The organism is Stenotrophomonas sp. PS02301 (assembly GCF_029959485.1).
In the GTDB taxonomy this organism is placed as follows: Bacteria; Pseudomonadota; Gammaproteobacteria; order Xanthomonadales; family Xanthomonadaceae; genus Stenotrophomonas; species Stenotrophomonas maltophilia_Z.
The window spans coordinates 37301-57457 of the sequence record NZ_JASCOO010000006.1; the positions used below are offsets into that span (position 1 = coordinate 37301).

The 20157-nt window shown below is 60.2% G+C and carries 17 protein-coding genes; 5 read left to right on the top strand and 12 right to left on the bottom strand.

The genetic code is table 11. The features are described from left to right. Positions 1-102: 102 nt before the first annotated feature. Genes QMX81_RS02840 through QMX81_RS02850 form a run of 3 tightly spaced genes read left to right on the top strand, consistent with a single transcriptional unit; the run spans position 103 to position 2735 of the window. The gene (locus tag QMX81_RS02840; protein ID WP_049399684.1) at positions 103-717 is read left to right on the top strand and encodes a TetR/AcrR family transcriptional regulator; all 615 of its coding nucleotides are present in this window, start codon (positions 103-105) and stop codon (positions 715-717) included. Next, the gene (locus QMX81_RS02845) at positions 714-2012 is read left to right on the top strand and encodes an NAD(P)/FAD-dependent oxidoreductase (RefSeq protein WP_282258292.1); all 1299 of its coding nucleotides are present in this window, start codon (positions 714-716) and stop codon (positions 2010-2012) included. Before QMX81_RS02840 ends, QMX81_RS02845 begins: the two co-directional genes overlap by 4 nt. A 9-nt stretch (positions 2013-2021) precedes the next feature. Next, entirely contained in the window at positions 2022-2735 is a 714-nt protein-coding gene (locus QMX81_RS02850) for a TetR/AcrR family transcriptional regulator (protein WP_080355213.1), read from the top strand. A gap of 2035 nt (positions 2736-4770) precedes the next feature. On the opposite strand, the gene QMX81_RS02855 is transcribed toward QMX81_RS02850, so the two are convergent. The 5 genes from QMX81_RS02855 to QMX81_RS02875 form a co-directional block, all read right to left on the bottom strand. Then, positions 4771-5196, bottom strand: coding sequence for a limonene-1,2-epoxide hydrolase family protein (locus QMX81_RS02855; protein ID WP_049399682.1), 426 nt, complete (start codon positions 5194-5196; stop codon positions 4771-4773). Between the two features lie 1224 nt (positions 5197-6420). Next, positions 6421-7383 carry an oxygenase MpaB family protein gene (locus QMX81_RS02860; protein WP_065427841.1) on the bottom strand — a complete coding sequence of 321 codons (963 nt, stop codon included), beginning with the start codon at positions 7381-7383 and terminating at the stop codon, positions 6421-6423. A 64-nt stretch (positions 7384-7447) separates the two neighbouring features. Beyond that, positions 7448-8839 (bottom strand): NAD-dependent succinate-semialdehyde dehydrogenase, encoded by a 1392-nt coding sequence (locus QMX81_RS02865; RefSeq protein ID WP_049399681.1) that lies wholly within the window; start codon positions 8837-8839, stop codon positions 7448-7450. Between the two features lie 177 nt (positions 8840-9016). Continuing rightward, positions 9017-9667: a TetR/AcrR family transcriptional regulator gene (locus tag QMX81_RS02870; RefSeq protein ID WP_160314102.1), complete on the bottom strand. Its 651-nt coding sequence runs from the start codon at positions 9665-9667 to the stop codon at positions 9017-9019. A 652-nt stretch (positions 9668-10319) separates the two neighbouring features. After that, positions 10320-11003, bottom strand: coding sequence for a TetR/AcrR family transcriptional regulator (locus tag QMX81_RS02875; RefSeq protein ID WP_180889531.1), 684 nt, complete (start codon positions 11001-11003; stop codon positions 10320-10322). 172 nt (positions 11004-11175) lie between these two features. On the opposite strand from QMX81_RS02875, the gene QMX81_RS02880 reads away from it, so the two are divergent. Next, entirely contained in the window at positions 11176-11985 is an 810-nt protein-coding gene (locus tag QMX81_RS02880) for an SDR family oxidoreductase (protein ID WP_049399678.1), read from the top strand. Beyond that, positions 11985-13403, top strand: coding sequence for a coniferyl aldehyde dehydrogenase (locus tag QMX81_RS02885; RefSeq protein ID WP_049399717.1), 1419 nt, complete (start codon positions 11985-11987; stop codon positions 13401-13403). The genes QMX81_RS02880 and QMX81_RS02885 overlap by 1 nt, the downstream gene beginning before the upstream one ends. A 323-nt stretch (positions 13404-13726) precedes the next feature. On the opposite strand, the gene QMX81_RS02890 is transcribed toward QMX81_RS02885, so the two are convergent. From QMX81_RS02890 to QMX81_RS02920, 7 genes are all read right to left on the bottom strand, one after another. Continuing rightward, on the bottom strand, positions 13727-14053 hold the full coding sequence (locus QMX81_RS02890) for a hypothetical protein (protein WP_053092117.1): 327 nt from the start codon (positions 14051-14053) through the stop codon (positions 13727-13729). A 530-nt stretch (positions 14054-14583) separates the two neighbouring features. Further along, on the bottom strand, positions 14584-15489 hold the full coding sequence (locus tag QMX81_RS02895; RefSeq protein WP_049399677.1) for a LysR family transcriptional regulator: 906 nt from the start codon (positions 15487-15489) through the stop codon (positions 14584-14586). Between the two features lie 54 nt (positions 15490-15543). Next, a complete protein-coding gene (locus tag QMX81_RS02900) occupies positions 15544-16731 on the bottom strand; it encodes a low temperature requirement protein A (RefSeq protein WP_049399676.1) in 1188 nt (395 codons plus the stop codon). Positions 16732-16748: 17 nt separating this feature from the next. Beyond that, positions 16749-17027 carry a hypothetical protein gene (locus QMX81_RS02905; RefSeq protein ID WP_049399675.1) on the bottom strand — a complete coding sequence of 93 codons (279 nt, stop codon included), beginning with the start codon at positions 17025-17027 and terminating at the stop codon, positions 16749-16751. 241 nt (positions 17028-17268) lie between these two features. Next, a complete protein-coding gene (locus tag QMX81_RS02910; protein ID WP_204373563.1) occupies positions 17269-17874 on the bottom strand; it encodes a type 1 glutamine amidotransferase domain-containing protein in 606 nt (201 codons plus the stop codon). 62 nt (positions 17875-17936) lie between these two features. After that, positions 17937-18710, bottom strand: coding sequence for an SDR family oxidoreductase (locus tag QMX81_RS02915; RefSeq protein ID WP_049399674.1), 774 nt, complete (start codon positions 18708-18710; stop codon positions 17937-17939). Positions 18711-18962: 252 nt separating this feature from the next. Then, positions 18963-20156, bottom strand: a complete 1194-nt coding sequence (locus tag QMX81_RS02920; RefSeq protein WP_049399673.1) for an MFS transporter — start codon at positions 20154-20156, stop codon at positions 18963-18965. Position 20157: the final 1 nt, after the last annotated feature.

Below are 20157 nucleotides of genomic sequence, written 5' to 3' on the forward strand. Positions count from 1 at the left end.
CTTCACGAAAGGGGCGGAATTAGATTGAATGTTCATTCTAGAACGTTCATACTATACTTGCCAACCACAGATAGGCGCAATACACGCGCCGGAGTTGTCCACATGAATGAGTTGAGTGACAAGGCCGACGAGGCGAAATCGGATCTCCGCCGTCGACAAGTATTGGATGCAGCCACAGAGTGCTTCCGGCTCGAGGGATTTCATGGCAGCAGCATCGCCCGCATCTCGCGCGCCGCCGGCATGAGTGCCGGGCACATCTACCACTACTTTGCCAACAAGGAAGCAATCGTTGAGGCCATTGCCGATCGTGAGCAAGACAACATGGCTACCTTGGTGCAACAGCTCGCTGATGACACGGAAGGCGGAAGCCTAGTCGCCCGCCTGACCCGACAAACCGCCGGTGTTGTGCAGCAGAACAGTGATCCTGCTGTGGTGGGATTGATCTTGGAGCTCGCTGCGGAATCCGCGCGAAACCCAACCATTGCCCAAATCCTCCAACGCAGCGACCGCGCCATTGGAGATCAATTCGCAGACCTGATCCACCGCATCGGCTCGCTGTCGAAGCTTCCCGAAGAAGAAGTCAGGCTGCGCGTAACGTTGATCGCGGCTGTGGTGCAAGGACTGGCGATGAGATCTATCGTGGAACCACAAAGGGACCAGGAAGGGGTCGTGCGTCTTTTGAACAGAGTTTTCGCGGTACTACTGGAGGACAAATGAGCACGAGCACCCGCAGGCCTCGGATCGTAATCGTCGGTGGTGGCGTTGCCGGACTGCTGCTCGCCACGCGCCTTGGCCGCAGCATGGGCCGTCGCGGCGATGCCGAAGTGGTCTTGGTCGATCGTGGGCCGACCCATGTCTGGAAGCCCATGCTCCACACGTTTGCCGCAGGGACATGGAACGTGTTTCAGCAACAGGTTCAATACCTCACACATGCCCACAAAAATCACTTCGAATTTGTTCCCGGAAGTCTAAAGAGTATCGACACAGCGAGGGGCTCTATCCGACTCCATCCTCTTGACATTGGCGCGACGCGCGTGGCCGAGGAGCGCGACGAATTCTTCGATGAGTTGATACTCGCTCATGGGAGCCAAGCGAACGACTTCAATACGCCTGGGGTGAAGCAACATTGCTACTTCATTGACGGTCAGCAACAGGCTGAGGAATTCAACACCGAGCTGCGAGCAAACCTGGCTCGTAGTTACATCACCGGCGAGCGCGTCGACATCGCCATTGTGGGGGGCGGAGCCACCGGCGTGGAGCTTGCTGCCGAGCTCAGCCGCCTGATGGAGATTGCCTCGGCTTATGGAGGCATAGAAGACGCGCGCGAACGAATGCAGATCACACTATTGGATGGCTCACCTCGTATCCTTAGCGCCTTTCCAGAAAACATTGCACGATCTGCTGCGGCACAACTTGAGGCGCTTGGTATCAGCATCATGACCGGCGTAGGAGTCGTCGCGGCTGATGCAACCGGCTTCGTCCTGCAAGATGGTTCTCGAGTTGACGCGCATCTCAAGGTATGGGCAGCAGGCATCTGCGCCGTCCCCCCTGACGATGGTCAGCTGGAAATCAATCGTGCCGGTCAATTGGTAATTGGCGAGAACCTGGCCGTCAATGGCCGACGCCACATTTACGCCATCGGTGACTGTGCAAGCCTCATACCACAGGGAGGTGAGCGTCCGCTGCCTGCCACGGCACAGGTAGCTAATCAGCAGGCACAGCACTTGGTCAAACACTTGCCTAGGTGTCTGCGCCAAGGCACTCCCGTCCCGGCTTTCCACTTCCGAGATCTGGGCTCCTTGGTCTCGTTAAGCAATTACAACGCGTTCGGCACTTTGGGACGCCTTGGCTTCTTCCGCGGCGGCTTCATCCAAGGCAAGTTCGCGCAGATTAGCCACGCCTATCTCTACCGACGCCATCAATTCCTTCTGCATGGGGCATTCAGGGCTAGCGCGCTGTGGCTGGCGGAGCGGGCCAACGCGCTGGTCCAGCCAAAAATAAGAATCAGCTGAGCTACACGAATGACGTCGCCGCGACTATCTCGCAAGCTGCATATCCTGACAACCGCCTCTTCGCTCTTTCTAGAGCGCGGCTACATGGAGGTGTGCATGAATGAGATCGCGGCGCGGAGCGGTGTCACAAAGAAAACGGTCTATCTGCACTTCCCTTCGAAGGCGAAGCTCTATTCCAAGGTCGTCAAGGTGTGGATGGACGCACTGCCTCCATCACCGGTAGTTGCCGCCGCCACGGGATCGCTCAGGGAAGACCTGTCGACGGTCGCACAAGCACTCTTGGTAGATGCCTCAAACCCTTTCTGCCGCCGCCTCTTCGTCGCTTTCCTTACCATGCCGCCCGGCAACTCAACGCGGCCACTCCGTTTTTGGCTGGCGCGTCGCGCACGCTTTGTCAGAGCGCTGGAATCGCTACTGATTCGTCACAACTACGTTCAGCCACATCTGGCGGCCCGCCAGTTCGTCACGCTTCTACTTGGACTTGCCGAACTACCTGCTCGCTACAGCTATCTGGGTGCTGTGCACATGCCATCCCAAACTTTAGTCGACAGCGCGATCAACCTCATGCTTCGGGCTCAACCGCCACGTTCAACGCATCTCGATAATCAATCGGAGACCCCCTCCAGACCAAGGAAAACCTGGGCGGTTTGCTGTTGTCAATCTTCAAAGGATGACCTTGCACAAGGGATACTGCCCCTCTTCCAAAGGCACCCGGTTAAATGATTCAGTGTCGCAACCAGTTGTGACCTGAAAACTGAGCAAGAAGAGTGCTCCGAAGTATCAACGCAAGCGACATAACGCCGAGTTCAAACAGCAGGCATTGCTGCGGGCAGTGAAAGCCGCCAAGGAGCCGGGCCTGGAGCGCGCACAACTGTAGCCACAGCGTAGCAGGTCGCAGCAGCGGAGGAAGTGGCAGGGGCACGATAGTGAAGTCCCGCCCCTCCCTACGTCAGACTAGTTTTGGCCCGAATGGAATCCATCCCCGCGACGGCGAAGAATGAACAAAGTGGCTCGATGCGGACAGCAATCCAGGGACAAGGTGGTAGCTCGACTGCTGCCACCAGTCAGCGCCAAGCCGAGTGTGGTATCGCTGGAAGTTGGCGCATCAGAGGCCACGCTTAAGCACTGGCTGAGCACCGCCTAGCGCCGTGCCAATGGCCTCTATCCCATAATCTTGTGCGCTGCCGCGAAGCGGCCCAGCAAAGCCTGGCAAACCCCAGCCGGGCCGGTCGATAGGGGCGGCAGAGCAAGCAGGATCGCCGCCGTATCCAGGAACTGGAGCTTCGACGCAAGGAGAAGGCGCTGGCTGAAACCTCTGCCCTGCTGGTGCTTTCAAAGAAACTCGAGACGATCTTCCACAGAGGCGATGCCGAATGACCGGTCCGCAAGATCGTCTGAGCCTGATCAGCGGCGTTGAGAGCGCAAGTCAGAGCGGAGCACGATTGTCCATCGCCTGCACCTTGAGCGGCATCAGCACACGCACCTTCCAGCGCTGGGAGAGGACAGACTGGGCGGTGGCCGCCGCCCCTCGGCAGTGCGCTCCACGACTTCGCTTGCGCTCACTGCGGCCGAGCGCGAAAAGGTGCTGCACATTGCCAACTCGCACTGGTTTGCCGATACGCCACGGGCGCGTATCGCGCCCGTGCTGGCGGACGGAGGACGCCACATCGCCAGAGAGTCAGGCTTCTAGCACATTCTGCGCGCACGGACGAAGCCGGCATCGTGGGCAAGCACGCGCACCCCGCCCCCAACCGCACATCGACCACGCACTGCGCGACTGTGCCAGGTCAGGTTTGGTGCTGGGATATGAGCTGCGGCTGGTGTGACCGGCCGCTGGTTTTATCTGTTCCTGGTCATGAACCAGTACAGCTAGAAGATCATCGGCTGGAAAGTGCACGACAGTGACAGCGGCGACCACGTCGCACGCCTGGTGCAGTCCACGACGTTGGCGGTGAACACTGCCACGCAAGACGCTGATCACCGGCCGGTCCTACAGGGGAGCAACGGTGCATCCTTCAAGGCCACAAGGGTCTTGGCCTCACTGAATTGGCTAGGCATCAAGCCGTCGCCACGGGTGTGCGATGACCACGCCTTTGTCGAGCCCCTGTCAGCACTGCAAGTATCGGCCGGGGTTCCCGGCAATGGCCTTTATTGGCCTGGATGCCGCACGCCAATGGACGAGCAGCTCAGCCGGCTGATACAACGAGCAGCAGCCCAGCAGCATCGGTTGCGTGACGCCGGAGCTGCGCCGCGCGGGCCAGGGCCAGCAGTTGCTGGCAGCCCGGCATCAGATCTATCAGCAGCACCCGGTGCGCTGGGCACGATCGACGAGGAGCTGGACAACCGTGACAGCAGTCACCCCAACCCTGAAAAGGAGCGCAAAGTGACATCGGCAGTTGCCCTATCCATACAAACGAAATATACGTGACCGGGGCAACAACCACTTCGACACTTGCCGTACGGGACCATGCGGCTCGCAAATACAGGGCCACGACCAACTCGAAGATGCTCCTCACGTGGCAAAGAATGCTCAAGCAGAACCAAAATGCCCAGCACCCCGGCTAGGGTCTGTCATGCGCTGATGCTGTTCCGGTGCAAGCGATCACGCAGCGTGTTCATGCGCGCGGATCGCGGCCACCAATACTGTTCGCAGGAAAACCGCGAACTGATGGGAAAACATGCATTGAGCGCTAGGGCGACTGTTACGACAACGCGGCGATGGAGAGGTAGGGCACGACTCGATTGCATCCGACATAGCCTAAGGCGCTTGGGCGATCGCAGCGGCAAAGCCCGCGGTATCGAAAAAGTCGCGCCAGTGCGCAATCTTCCGTCCCTTTATTTCAAATACGCCAAGGACCCGCAGGGTCAGAACGATAGCGCCGTCGTGCGTGCAAAAATGGTCCAATCGTTCTGCGAAGACCCTATCCCCAAAGCCAGAGAGGACAAGATCTTCAACCCTCATGTGGTCGAATTTCACTGGGAAGGTCCGAGAAAAGGCGATTGCCTCCTCCCGCCCGACAGTCCTGGCCACGCCGACGTTCTCCCAGATCGTCAGCTCATCGAAAAAGACATCGAAGGTGCGCCAGAAGGCTTCGGACGTCGGGCCTAGCGAATTCAGAAATTCACTCACCACATCTACCGCATTCGCAGCTACCTGCACATCCTCTTTTATGTCGCTCGACATGACGTCGCTCCTGTTTGAAGGAAAAATAATGGGCCATAGAACATCTGCTGTCGCACAGATTCAGACAGGACCTTTCCGCCCTGGACGGAATTCGCGCGCCTACCGGACTATCTCCCTGTGCGCCTGGCCCAAGACGCGACGCATCGTTGTGACCATATGGCCTTGGCGGGAAAAGCCGGGATAACGGCCACTTCACTCGCTCGTGCTCGAGTAACGGCCAATAAGGCCAGCGCATAGTCCACACGCCGGATGATTACATGTTGATGCAGTGAAAAGCGACGCTATTTCGAAAAATCGTTTTCAACAGAACCCCAGCAGTCCCTGCGGCCTCCACATAATCCGAAAGCTGAAGCCTCGATCCAGATTGCTCTCAATAGAATCTGCCAGTATCTGCGGTGCGCGACGAGAGAACTCCGGCTCAGTTCGGCTTCACGGCGCAATCTGGCTCCACCCGAAGTCTCGACCGGACGTACTGCCAGTGCATTGGCCAAAAAGGCTGATATACAGTGGATCACAGGGCGCATCGGCTTCCAGATCGGCCTTCATGCGCGAAACAATCGCCTCAAGTCGTGTATCGCGCACTTGGAACCTTGGAGTCAAATCGCCACTCGCAAAGTCTCGACCCAGATCGTGGGCGACCTCAAGAAGCACTGACGGCTACAAGCTCAACTCCAGCACATCGCAATCACCATCGCATTCCCATGTTCCCGCCACCCCAGCGGGCACGATCACAATATCACCTGATTTCTGCACCCGACGGATTCGCTGCCCGTCGCGATGACCATCTACAATCACCGGCGGTCCCACGTGCAGCCCTGATCGGCGCGCATCCTCGCAAGGCGAATACGATGCCCCGCAAGGAAACTTCACCAGCTGCTTCTCGATTTTGTTCCAACCGCGCCCGATGCTCGTTAAAACAACTTGCGGCTGTGCTGGAATCGCGCTTATTGAAACAGGGGAGCCTCGACGCGCCTATCTTGGCTTAAAGCCACTCAGCTTCGGGCGTCTCGAAAACAATGAGACGCCCTTAGCCCCTGACTGCATGAGCGTATATCGTCTCAACTGGGTCGAGGCGGCAGGCCGATGAAAGTTGGAAATAGAAATGGAGGTGACATTTGCGGTGATGCGCCGGACTCTTATAACTCCGGCCGGCACAATAGTGCAAGTTCAAACTCAACGGCCCCAACTTCAGCAACAACTCCGGCTCGCCGTCGCATTATAGATTCAATGTGAAATACCTTTGAATGGACACAAGATCTTTGCAATCGGCGGGTCGATGTGCTGGGGAGGCCTGATACCTTCCAGTCGAGCCCGCTCTGGTCTCGACAGTTCAGGGTCAGGAAGAACATCCTCTATCAGGGTCAGATACTGATTGAGCATCATCAGCACGATCTTCTGCGCCTGCGGATCTGGGTCGCCCATATCCATAAGGCGCCTTATGCCAGGCGTCTGTAGTGACAAGACGAGCTGCTCCCCCAAAGCGCGTAGCTGACCAGGGAAATAGGCGTCATAGAATTGTTCGTTGATTGCCTGGCCAAGAATGCGACCAGATTCAACTTTTTCCCAATCCTCGGCTTCGTAGTCCTCTACGAACTTCAGCATCGCCTCGAAGCTATCCGGATAATTGGTAACGTACCCGTCTTCGCTCCAGAAGATACTGCCAAAGCCCGCCCAGAAATGGTGGGCAGCGATTCTCTGCTTGTCGCTAAGCCCGGGCAAGCCCGCGGCCAGTCGCAAGCGGTGAAAGGCGACGCCGATCCATGAACTGGTGTAGATGACATCCCTGGCAGGAAATGTCCCAGGCTGGCGCTTTGCTAACGCTTGGTGGATTTTGTTGACCTGGGCGAGAGAGGCCTGGGCGCGCTCATCTGCAGGGCCATATTCGAACCAGCGCCAAAAATGTTGCAGGGTGTCGTCGGCGCGCTTTTGACCATGGTCGACCGCCTTGCGGGTGACCTGCCCCATCATGATGCTACCCAGGGGCGGTTGCGTGAAGGCTGGAATTCCCAACGTATAGATGAGATTCATCAGGAAATCATCAACGTAGTAGGTCATCGTGAGCTGCCAAATCCGCGCATAGTCAACGTGGGGATCCAGTCGCTCTATTTCGTCCCTTATCCATTTATCTGGCTTGGTGCGCGCTTTGAGCGCACTACTCGCCAATACAGCTTGATTGTCGTTCTGCATCTTTGCAGGTCCTATGAGGTGCAAGCTACAAGAGATTCTATCGTTTCAGACGGGAACTGGCGCGTCAGAAACTACCGTTGATATCGGTAACCACGATCACTTTTTCGTTGACGAACTCGTTGAGGCCGAGATCGATCAACTCATGGCCGTAGCCCGAGTTCTTAACCCCGCCAAACGGGATATCGGCTTTCACGCCAGTCGGCTGGTTGATGTAGACCATACCGGTCTCCAGTCTCGCGGCGACCCGCTTTGCGCGCACGGTGTCTTGGCTGAATACCGAGCCGCCCAGGCCGTAGGGAGAATCGTTGGCCAGCCGGATGGCCGCATCCTCATCTGCAACGCGATAGACCTGGCTCACTGGGCCGAAGAACTCGGAGTGATAGGCCGGATTATCCGGTGAGATGTCGGTCAGCACCGTGGGTTGGAAGAACGCGCCTTGGTCGGGGACTGGCTTGCCCAGCCTCTCAGCCTGGGCACCGTGCGCGATTGCTTGCTCCACCTGCCTTGCGAGGCCGTCACGTGCGCCGACAGACGACAGCGGAGCCAGCGTGGTAGCCGGGTCCAGCGGGTCGCCGGCCTGCAGCGCGGCCACACCTGAGCGGTAGTGTTTGAGGAAATCGTCGTAGACCGACGCCTCGACGATGATCCGCTTCGACGACACACAGACCTGCCCGGCATTCCAGTGGCGACCAAACACGGCCCACTTTGCAGCTTGTTCAATATCGGCGTCCGAAAGCACGATGAATGCATCGGCACCGCCCAGTTCCAGCGTGCTTTTCTTCATGTATTTGCCTGCAAGCGCCGCCACTGCCGAGCCCGCGCGCTCGCTGCCCGTCAACGCCACGCCGCGCACACGCGGATCGGAGATCACGCGCTCAGTGTCCTCGTGTGAGGCGAACAGGTTGGTGAGCAGACCCTCCGGTGCACCCGAATCGCGGAACAACTGCTCCATGGCGAGTGCGGACTGCGGCACGTTGGCGGCGTGCTTGAGCACAATGGCGTTGCCGGCGGTCGTTTGTGGGGCGGTAATGCGGATGACCTGGTAGTACGGGAAATTCCACGGCTCCACTGCAAACAATACGCCCAGAGGCTCTTTGACCAGCTGCACGTCGGTATCGCCAAAGCCCTTGCTTGGAAGATAGCGCGGCGCCAATCCCGCGGCGCCATGCTCAACATAGTAGTCGAGGATCCTTGCGCACAGCTCCACTTCCGCCTCGGCCTCGCCGATAAGTTTTCCCATTTCTAGGGTGAGGATTTCTGCGAACTTGCGCGGCTCTGCACGTAGCAACGCTGCTGCTCGTCGAAGTACGCCGATGCGCTCATCCAACGAAAATTCGCGCCAGATCAGGAATGCTTCGTGGGCTAGGCCGATTGCTGCATCGATTTGTGCCGGCGTCGCCGCAGGAAAGCTCTGGACAGTTTCACCGGTGTAGGGATTGATGGTTGCAAATGTCATGAAACAGATCCTCTATAGACGGACAGCTCGCGGACTGCAAGAGCGCACTACAGGGTGAGCCGTCAAATGAGCCCCTGAGCAGGTCGAACTACGCGAACACACGAAGGCGTTTTGCGCCCTAGGCCTAATCATTCTTCTTCGAATTCGAACTTGGCACTGCCGGAAACCGACTCACAATCAGGCGCAGGTATATGTACTTACATAGATTGAAATTATCAGTCTGCTAGCGGATTCAGCCCGCGATTCACGCGCGTCGTCCGGAACTGCTAGCAGAGCACGGATGTAGTCTAGATTACTGACCAGTCCGATCAGGATTTTTACCCATGCCTCTGTATCGTGCTGCTGCAATTCACCACGGGCTACCTGCCTTTTGAGGTAATCCTGCAGCACCCGCTCCACCGGGCTTAGCGCAGATTGGTTCATTAGCGTCGCGAACGCTGGCTGATGCTCGGCTTCGGAGATGATCATCCGCAGGAACCGAACCGTATCAGGCCTGTTAATGAAAGCGTTCATGCGATCGAGAAAATGGTTCAGCCCCTCCTCTGTATCCCTAGGAAGCATATCGACTTCAGGGATCCATTCGAGAAATTCATCACAGCAGTAGAGGATACATTCCTGGAAGAGCGAAGCCTTGTTACCAAAATGATCATAGAGCGTTCGCTTGGTGGCTCCTGCCGCGGCCGCAATGCTGTCCACTGACGCTCGCTGGTAGCCCTCTTCCAGAAAAACCGATTTGGCTGCAACGATCATCTGCTGGCGTCTCTGCCGGGAAGCAAGGGTTTTGCCCCAAATGCCGCTGCCGCTGCTGACAACTTCGTCTTCACTCAACACTAGCGCTTCTCCGTTGGGATGCTGGCAGGGCTCACGCCATCTTTTCCTACGCATCGAGGACGCCCAAATGCGAATTCGCCGATGACCTTACTATACCATGCAGTGAGGTACTATCAAGCGCGACGCTTTGGAGCGATTCAGCTCAGTGAAAGCGGAGATTGCAAGGGGCAAGAGGGGCCTGACGTTTATTGTAATTTCAATGACATAGAGCCACACTCATGTAGCGACAGGGTTCATCAATCCTCTTCAGCCGTAGACGCTTTCCCTACTACCGGACTCTGAACCCTTACGCCGCTCAGGCCTGGGTGTCGCCATGCCAATGCTTCTGGCCGTAAGGTGTTAAGGATTGGAAATTAGCTGATCTGTCTTCCGACCGTTGGGGCAATCAGAACGACCAAGCCAGATCATTTATGGCGTTCGGCCGGACGGCGGTCCAAGGGCGTAGGATCACCCTTCCCTTTAAGGCAGCACTACATCGCCCGCCTAATTGCTGACGAGCGAGATCAAAAAAGCTCACACACCCACTGATTCAGGAGCTTGGACGATACTCTTGGCAGACAGTGCTCGTCGATGTTGAGCATTGCATCTACGCTTTGCTGCCAAAAGGAAGCCGCGCGCAACTCAAGCCAGGCACCACCGGACGAATTACCTAGCCCACTTGGGGAGAAGACACTGCCCCAGGCACGTAGTCGGGCGTCAGATACCGGGTCAACATTGACGCGGTTTCTTCTATCAGCCGCTCGCGCTTCTCGAGCGGGAGCGCGCAGGCATATACCACAAGTGCATGCGCCGCCTCGACTGCTGCAGTCGCATGCCATTCGCGCTGCTGCGCGGAAACGTTCGGCATACGCAGCGCGAGCAAATGCTCGACCACGCGCTTGGTTTGGTCGAGCAACAGCATGCCTTGATCGCTGCTGGAACTGCGAGCCGCGCGATAGACATGCTGATATGCCGGATGGGCCAGATGGAAATCCATTAGCGCGCGCACAACCCAGTCGATCGCCTTACGCAAGGGCCATTCGGCAATACCCTCCTGTTCCTGACGACTCAGAAGCTTCTCGGTATCTCCGACATAACGCACGGCCAGCGCCTCGACGATCGCGACTTTGTGGGGAAAGAACTTGTAGAGGATGCCAACGGACGCCCCCGCGCGAGCGGCGATGGCGTTCGTCGTGGCGTTGTCCACGCCCACCCCGGCGATCACTTCGGCGGCTGCGTCCAGAATCTGTTCGACTCGACGGCGACCACGGTCCTGGACGGGTGTTCGTCGTACGGGCCCGGTTTCATAGGCCGACGAATCGCGTTGTGGGCCGGATGCAGGGGGGGCAGACATGGAACGCTCTCTATTGCTCATATTTTCGCCAACTTGCGTCGTCTGGATCATCGCGCCCGCAGGAACTGGCTACAGGATCATGGCCAAGCAGAGGCCAGAGTACCAGTCTTGAATAAGTAGAGCAGATGCTCTACTTTTCTTCGGAGACCACGAGGCAGCGGACGGGCACGACATGAGCAGGATAGCTGGCAAGACCGTGCTGATTACCGGTGGCGCATCGGGAATCGGCAAGCTGATGGGCCGGAAACTACTGGAGGAGGGGGCTGCGCATCTGGTCGTCTGGGACGTCCAAGCGCACGCGATGGAGCAACTAGCCACAGAACTGGCGGGAGCCGATGGAAGGGTCTCGACATACCTTGTCGATCTGGCCAACCCAGAGCGTATCCGAGCAGCAGTGGAGGACATGGAGGCCGCCGGTGTCGCTGTGGACATCGTGGTGAACAACGCTGGCGTCGTCACCGGTAGAACTTTCGTCGAGCATAGCTCGCAGGAAATCGCCCGGACGATGGATGTGAACGCGCTTGCGCCGATGTATGTAGCGCGCGCATTTCTGCCCGGCATGTTGGCCCGACGCAGCGGGCATATTGTCAACATCGCCTCGGCGGCCGGGCTTGTGGCCAACCCGAAGATGTCAGTCTACTGTGCCAGCAAATGGGCAATAGTCGGTTGGTCGGATTCCCTACGCATCGAGATGGAGCAGGAAAAGACTGGCGTAAGCATCACAACGGTCACCCCCTACTACATCGACACAGGCATGTTCGATGGCGTGCGGTCACCTTTTATTCCCATTCTTAAACCTGCGTATGTAAGTGACCGTATCATCGCCGCGATCAAGTCCGACCGCATTTTCTTGCGCCTGCCCTGGATAGTGAACCTGGTGCCGCTGCTGCGAGGAATTCTTCCGATGCGCTGGTTCGACAAGATCGGCGGGCAATGGCTGGGCATCTATCATTCAATGGATGACTTCAGGGGCAGGCGATGATGGCCCACACGCCCGAAAAAGAACTGCAGCAGAAGCTCGATACTCTGCGAGCAGCCTTCGCCCGGGGCGCTCCCGACTTGCGACAGCGTCACGAAGCACTCACTCGCTTGGCCGGGGCGATCAGAAGAAATCAGGCTCTCCTGCTACAGGCGGTGGATGAGGATTTCGGCGGCCGCCCCCATGCGGAGACCATGCTGCTAGAGCTGTTTCCGCTGCACGATCAGATCAACCACGCAAAGCGCAACCTGCGAAAATGGATGCGCCGACGTTCCGTCGGGATCCCGTGGTTTCTGCTGCCAAGCCGCGCGTTCTATCAGTACCAGCCTCTTGGGGTCGCGGGGATCATCGGCGCCTGGAACTATCCGCTGCTGCTGACGCTGGGCCCAGCCGTCGACGCGATTGCCGCCGGCAACCACATCCTGCTCAAGCCATCAGAACTCGCGCCGCGAACGGCTGAACTGATCGGGACAATTCTCCATGAGGTCTTCCCGCCCGACTATGCCGACTGCGTGACCGGCGGACCAGAGATCGCCAGCATGTTCTCCACGCTGCCCTTCGACCACCTATTTTTCACTGGCTCCACCCAGGTCGGTCGCCTGGTCATGCAGGCCGCTGCGCGCAATCTGACCCCAGTCACACTGGAGTTGGGGGGCAAGTCTCCGGTGATCCTCCACGAAAGCTATCCCATTGAGCGGGCCGTCGGAAGGATTCTGACATCCAAGCTCTTCAACGCCGGCCAGACCTGCGTCGCGCCCGACTATATCCTCGCCCCTGCCGGCCGCGAGGCCGAACTCGAGGAGGCGATTCGAGCGACGGTGGCCCGCATGTATCCGGGCCTACCAGGCAATCCCGACTACACAAGCATCATCAGCAACCGCCATTGTGCTCGGCTGCTGGAGTTGGTTGCTGACGCCGAGGAGAAAGGTGCGCGGATCATCAAACTCTCTCCGGATGCGGACGCTTCCGGGAAGAGACAGTTCGTGGCGCCAACCCTGCTGTTTGAGGTGAACGACACCATGAAAGTGATGCAGGAGGAAATCTTCGGCCCCCTTCTTCCCATCGTGACCTACCGGACTCTCGACGACGCCATCGCCTATGTGAACGCCCGCCCCCACCCTCTTGCGCTCTATTATTTCGACAACGACAAGCGTCGCCAAGGCCATGTATTGGCGAACACCCTGTCTGGCGGAGTGACGATCAACGATTGCCTTTACCATCTGGCGCAGCACAATCTGCCCTTTGGCGGGGTGGGGCCAAGCGGCATGGGGCAGTATCACGGCTTCGACGGGTTCGTCACCTTCTCGAAGAAACGACCGGTAATGGTTCAGCGCGCGCTGTCGGGCACCTCTTTGTTCAGGGCGCCCTGGACGTCCAGTGCTTGGCTGCTGCGAACCGCGCTGCGCATCACCTCAAGGTAACGGCTCAGGTCCCGCTTGACCTGATCTATCCATGGCCGTCGGAGGCAACCAGCTTGACTAGTAAGAGCGCAAGGTGCGCGATCATCTCGGGGTCAACATCCAGTTGCTCGACCAGCAGCGACGCCAGCAAACGGTACTAGCCCGGTCAAGCGTGAGGCAGGCCCCCTGGATCGCCAGCTCCAGCCGTTCGGATAGGAACTACTCCGCCCTCTCCTCATGCTTGATTGAGCGCGGTAGCCACCGACTCCTTCAATGAGGTGGTGGGCCTACCCATGAGCTGCGACAGCGCGTGGCCGTCATCGAATAAAGCGCCTAGCCGGCATCTACATCAGACGAAGCCAGCACTTCGGCCACGGAGCAGTAGCGACGGCGCCGGCCAGTGCCGCCGCATCGGCGGCCGCAGGCAGGTCCTTGCAGGGAGGGTTCTTACTGGTCTGGAGCGAGATTTCCGCAACCAACTCAGCCACGGTGTATGCGGAGTCTCCGGCCAGTTCGTCGGACTTGCCATCGTAGCCGAGGGGCGTCAGCACGACTACCGCTGCGTCCACGAACTCGGCCCACGCGGCTGACGCGATCTTGCCTTGTCCAGCGCTTCCGATAAGGGCGCCGTTCGCTACGGCGGACCGGACCGAGGCGGTGTAATGCTCCATCTACCACCCGATCACGCTTCGCCCCGATGCATCCAGCAGGGCCTCGGCTTGGATGTGCTCGGGCGCAGGGCTGAGCGTGGAGCGCTCGGCGTGCGACAAGCTCATGTCAACTACACACCTGACGCTTACCTTTGTGGCGGCGGTGGGGCGTACTGATTCTGCTGGTACGGGAGACCCAAGTCCACCTCTTCAGTAAACTGCGACGCGCTATCGGTGACGTCAGCGAAGGGATGTCAACGAAAACGTAGAATGAATGGTAGACAATGGCCAGATGGGCCGTATCGTCTTCGAAATAGCCTCCACGTTGAGTACCGTCTGACGCCCCTGGTCACGAAGCAGCGGAAAAAGCTAGGGGTCATACGGACTGGATTGAACCCGCCGTTTCGGGATTCTGCAAGCCCAAGGTGTTCGAAACCATCGATCGACTTCATTGGGCGGAGGTAACGGGGATGACTTGAAAGACACCGACTGGAAGCCAGAGCGGAACGAATCCTGGAAGCCAGCCATCCAACCTTTTACGTCGAGCGGACTCACACGTCGAGGTAGGGCCGCATCAGCGCCTCAAACCACTCAATGAAGACGTTGAGTCGGCGCGAACGCTGCCTGCGGTTGGGGTAGACAAGCGATACCTGCATGGACGCGGCTCGAAAGCCGGGCATGATTTCCATAAGTTCGCCCCTGTCGAGCAGATGCTGGACATCAAACCGGGGAATCTGGATCAATCCCATCCCCGCCACGCAGCAGGCGATGTAGCTTTCGGCGTTGTTGACGATCACCCGGCTGGGTACGGCGACCAGCCGTTCCTGGCCCGACACAACATAGTCCCAGGGAAGCTCCCGCCCGGTGGAAGGCGAGGCATAGCCCACCGACAGGTGGCCCTGGAGAAGATCATCCGGCCCGGCCGGCGCGCCATGCTCACGCAGGTAGCCCGGGCTGGCGCAGTTGATCAGGGCGATATGCCCCAGCGGACGAGCGACCAGACTGCTGTCGTGCAGCGCGCCGATCCGCACGGCGCAGTCAACCCCTTCGTGCACCAGATCGATCGCACGGTCGGTCGAGCCCAATGCCAACTGGAGGCCGGGATAGCGGCGCAGAAATCCTGGCAGCGCGGGGGCGATCAGCCGACGCGCGATGCGGCTGGGCACGTCCACGTTGAGCCGTCCGGAGATCCTGCGTTGGCTGGCATGAAACAGCTGCTCGATGTCTTCGGCGTCGCAGAGGAACAGGCGTACCCGCTCCAGCAACTGCACGCCATCGGCAGTGAGCCGCACCTGCCGCGTCGTCCGATGCAGCAGGCGCGTGCCCATGGCCGATTCGAGTTGCTGCACCGCCGCCGATACCGACGCGCGCGGTACCTCCAGCGCATGGGCGGTCTTGATGAAACTCCCCATCTCGGCAACCTGGACGAAGATGCGGTACTGATCGAGTTTGTCCATTCATCCTTTCCCACAAAACCCGTTCGCACCGGGAAGCCGCCCTACGGTAGTGCCTCATCCCCTATCGTTGCGGCGACGCTCCCGCAGCAGGCGCCCCTCCCAGAAACTCACCGCCAGCACGACCAGGGTGGTCAGCCAGCCCATGACCAGCAAATCCACGACCCATGCCACCGGCACCAAGGCCAGCAGCATCAGCACGCCGGCCAGGTGCGACGACGGCACGACGCCATAGACCACCCGCTTGTAGATGGCGCTGCCCAGCAGGTAAATCGCTGGCCCTGCAAGCAGGATGGCCGCCTGCGCCAGGCCGGGACGGGCATGGGGATGGGCGAGCACCAGGTCGTTGCCGACCGCCGAGGCGATGACCCCGGCAATCAGGATGGCATGCACGTAATGGAAATAGGCGCCGATGCGTCCGGGGTCGTCCGAGCGCGTGATGGCAGCCGTCGCATCCTTGCTCGACGTGCCGAAATACAGCCACCACATGGCCAATGTGCCGATGAAGGTGGCCAGCAGCGCCAGCACCACCGGTACATCCCAGGTGGCCGCAGCGGCAAGCGTGGCGCCGCTGGCGAGCACCGTCTCGCCCAGCGCCACAATCACGAACAGCTGGCATCGCTCGGCCAGGTGGCCGCCCTCGATGGTCCATTCCTGCGTGCGCGAACGGCCCATTCCCGGCAGGGCAAAGCCGAACATGGGCGAGACGTATTCGCAAAGAACGGCGACCAGCCATAACAGTGCACGCGCCTCATGCTGCGCCAGTGCCCCGGCGATCCAGAACACCGCCGAGATCGACACCCAGCCCAGCATGCGGTGGTAGTTTGGCGCCAGCGGATGCCCGCCGCGCAATTGCAGCGCGATGAAAGCCGTTCTTCCAACCTGCATCGCCACGTAGGCGCCGGCGAACATCAGCCCCCGATCGGAGAATGCCATCGGGATGCTGGCCGCCATGACCAGCCCGAGCAGCATGGTCACGAACATCATGCCGCGGATACGCGATGTTTCCGGATCGAACCAGTTGGTCGCCCAGCAGGCGTACTGCCACCCCAGCCAGACCGCGAACCACAGGATAAGCGTCTCGAGCACGCCGACGCCGGTGAGGTTGTGCAGCAGTTCGTGGCTGAGCTGGGTCACCGCAAAGACGTAGACCAGATCAAAGAACAGCTCTTCATAGGTCACCCGCGGGTGGTGGCCGTCGCGATGGCGGAGTAACGGATGCTCCGAACCTGGCCTGCTGGACATGGCTGTCATCCTGTTCTTCACGAATGCGAAAGGCGCCAGACGATGAGGCCGGCAACAACCGCGGGGACCGCGAAGACCGCGAAGACCAGCAGCAGGATCGGAAGCTCATCGCGCACGCTGTAACCGGCATGCGCCACGCCCACCCACATATTGACACCAGCCACGACCAGCCAGGCCGGCACGAAGACCTTGGCCGCCAACACCATGCCTGCCGCGTTCGCGCCCCAGAGCCAGCCGAACAGGACGAATACGCCCAGCAGGAGCAGTCCTGCGGCCACCACCATCAGTACGTGCATGTCCCCTCACCTCTGTTTCCTGTTGACCGGGCAACCCACCAAAGAAGACCGACGGCGCCGCCCATGCCGGTGCCCGCCATGCCCAACGACCCTACTCGTCCAGGGCATCGAGCACCAGCTCGGCGGTGAGCCCACTGCTGTACTGCTGCTGCCCGGTGATCAAGCGCCCATCGCGGATCGCGAACGGTTCGTTCGCGCCCCGGCAGCGGTAGGTGGTGCCCTGGATCCGGGCTGCTTCGCCCTAGATGGTGTAGTCGTTCAGGGTCATGCCAAAGGCCTTGTTGACCTCGTCCTCCTCCTCGTCGCTGAAGCCGGTCCAAGTCTTGCCTTCGGCCAGCAACCTGCCATCGGACAGCCGCGTCCAGAGCAGGAGGCAAGCACCGTGGCAGATCAGGGCGACGATCTTCCCCTTCTCGTAGAAGTCGGCGATCAGCGCGTGCAGCGCCCGGGCGTCCTTGAAGGTGAGCAGCGGCCCGCCCCCGCCGGCAACCCACACCGCGTCGTAGTCGTCCACGTTCACCGCACTGATCGGCAGCGTCTGCCCGAGCAGCGGGCCAAACCCGGCGTGATGGACGAAGCCCAGAGTGACCAGATCGTCGGCGTAGGGGCCGCCGGGCGTGCGCGGGTCGCTGTGCGTGTCGATCATGACCTCGGCGCCTTCCGGAGACGCCAGGTCCACCCGATGCCCGGCTTCTGTGAACATCAGGAAGGCGCGGGTCATCTCTTCGCCAAAGAAGCCCACCGCAAAGCCCTTCAGCTGGGCGGTATTGGAGACGATCGACAGGATACGGCGCGGCTTGCGCTTCACGCCGATGCGGGTTTCAACTTTCAGGTCGGACGCTGGCATGGCTGTGCCCTCCAAAGTTCAACTACCGCCTGGGCTTCGGCCCCGGCGGCGGGCATGGATGCCTACTTGGTGGTGTATCCACCGTTGATGAGGATGGTCTGCCCGGTGATCCACCAGCCGTCGCTCACCAGGTGGCGGATAAAGGGCACGACATCCTCGATGTCGGTCAGGCCGGTCTTGCTGAAGGGCGAAAGCGCCGCGGCCGTCTTGTGGTAGGCCACGGCATCGGCGCCCTCAGCCGGATAGAAGAAGGGCGTGTCCATCGGGCCCGGGCCAATGGCCGTGACCGAGATGCCGCGTGCACCGAACTCCTTGGAAGCCGCGCGGGTGAAATGCTCCACCGGCGCCTTGGTGCCTGCGTAGGCGGCATAGAACGGGGTGAAGGCGCCCAGCAGCGAGGTCACGATCGTGCAGATCTTGCCGTTGTCGTTGAGGTTCCTGCCTGCTTCCTTGAGGAAGAAAAAGGCGGTCTTGGAATTGACGGCCGTCATCTGGTCATACTCGTCCTCGCTTATCTCGGCCATGGGCTTCTTGAGCACCTTGCCGACGGTGTTGATGGCGATGTCGGGCTTGCCGACCGCCGCGACAGCGTCGGCGAACAGCTTTTCGACGGCACCGGCCGTGCTCAGGTCGCCCTGCAACGCCACGGCCTGCGCACCACTGGCCTGCACCGCGGCGACGGTGGCGTCGGCATCGGCCTTGGATGCGGGGCTGTTGTAGTGGATCACCACGGCCTTGGCGCCCTGCGCGGCCAGGTCGCGGGCGATCAGGCCGCCGAGGTTCTTGGCGCCGCCGGCGATGAGGGCAACCTTGCCCCGGATGGAATGGTCTGCCATGGAGAATCTCCTTCACGAATCACGGAGAGTTGAGCTTAGGCGGCTCCTGCCAAGCGATAATCCGCGTCTGACTGGATAGATAATCCAGAAAAACAGCCCAATGAAGGCAAGCTCGGCTTCGGCTCTTACAACTCGCACCGGAAAATGAGGGCTCGCGCCATGAGCTCTCCCATGAACATCGCCCCATTTGTGGCGCCTGCCGCGATAGATGCCTGCGCCGCCCGCCGGCACGAACCGGTGCCAGCGGAATGATCAGGTCACAAGTCTTTCAACCTGAAATGCCTGACGCCGCATCTGCCAGAGCATCCAGAGGATCCCCAAGCCAACGGCAACCGCACCCACCCACGCCGTGCTGGTCAGCCCCATCGCCTCCAAGCTGGCACCGCCCAGCATCGAACCCAGCGCGATACCGCCATTGAATCCGGCGATGTTCAGCCCAGCCGCCACCGCCGGCGCCTGCGGCGCGTGGACCTGCGACAGCCCGATCACCCGCGCCTGCAAGGCCGGCACCGCCGCATAGGTCAGCGAGCCCAACAGGCCCGTCAACAACACCATCAATGGCAACGACGGTGCCGATGCCCAAATTGCCGGCAGCACCACGGCCAAGCCGACCAGTACGGTCATCACGGCGAAGTCCGCACCCCTTCGGTCAGTCAGGCGTCCGCCCCAGATATTGCCAATGGCGGCCATCACGCCATAGCCCAGCATCAACAGACTGGCCGTGCTCTCGCTGACCTTCGTCACCTGCAGTAGGATCGGAGAAATGTAGGTGTAGAGCGCGAACGACCCCGCATAGGCCAACACAGTGATGCCGGCTCCGGCCAGCAGACGCGGATTGCACATGGCTTTGAGGCCATCCATCGCGTTGGACTGCGCAGAGGCATCGTCTCGATCCGTCGGCATCAGGGTCAACAGGCCCAGGAAGCCAATCGCGCCGCTCGCGGCTACTGCCATGAAGATGACCTGCCAGCTCAACACGCTGCCCAGGTAGGTGCCGAGCGGAACGCCCAGCGCCAGGGCCAGAGTCAGGCCGCCGAACACCACGGCCACCGCCGCACCGGCACGATGCCGCCCCGCCAGTTGCGTGGCGACGCTGGAGGCCACGGCGAGAAATACCCCATGTCCCAGGCCCGAGGCAAAGCGGGCGACCAGCATCGGCGTCAGCGCATCCGACAGGCTGACCACCGCATTGCCCAACGTGAACAGCCCCATCGCCACCAGCAGCAGGCGCTTGGGCGGCCAGCGGGTCGCCAGCGCGGTCAGGCCCGGCGCGCCGATCATCGCGCCCAGCGCATAAGCCGTGACCGCCGTGCCGACCTGGCTGACGCTGGCATGCAGATCCGCAGAAATGGTGGACACCAGCCCGATGGTGACGAACTCGGTGAAGCCTAGGGCGAACGCGCAAAGCGCGAAGACGTAGATGACGAAAGGCATGCGCTCGTTCATG